This window comes from Alcanivorax sp. HI0083 (assembly GCF_001635175.1).
The window spans coordinates 1-507 of sequence record NZ_LWFX01000587.1 but is presented as its reverse complement, the minus strand read 5'-3'; the positions used below and the strand labels follow the sequence as shown (position 1 = coordinate 507).

The following is a 507-nucleotide window of genomic DNA, read 5'->3' as shown; positions in this document are numbered from 1 at the left end:
GGCGCCACTTTTAATGCGTTTTCAGGAGCATAGCGTTGCAGCCGAACAGCCCTATCATTGAAGCCACAGAGCAGAATATTCAGCAAATCCTTGAACAATCCCAACAGATCCCGGTGATCGTGGATTTCTGGGCCAGCTGGTGCCAGCCCTGTCAGCAGATGGCGCCGATACTGGAGCGGCTGGTCAATGAATACCAGGGCAAGGTGCTGCTGGCGAAGGTGAATGCAGATGAACAGCAAATGCTGGCCAGCCAGTTTGGTGTGCGCAGTCTGCCCAGCCTGAAACTGGTGTATCAGGGGCAGCTGGTCAGCGAGCTGGATGGGGCACAGACCGAAGGCGCGTTGCGCCAGTGGTTGGCCCCGGTGGTTGATCCGGAAGCGGCACAGCAACAGCAGGAAGAAGGGTTCATCGAGCAGGTGCGCATGGCCATTGAGGCGGGCCACACGGAGCAGGCGGAAGGCGCGTTACGGCAGACTCTGGAACAGAGCCCGGACAAGCATGCCATTC

Annotated in this window: 1 protein-coding gene; it reads left to right on the top strand. The window is 58.8% G+C overall.

Annotated features, from left to right (window positions below):
* Positions 1 to 35: 35 nt before the first annotated feature.
* On the top strand, positions 36 to 507 hold a 472-nt coding region (gene trxA / locus A3754_RS05955), incomplete at its 3' end, for a thioredoxin (RefSeq protein ID WP_063519082.1).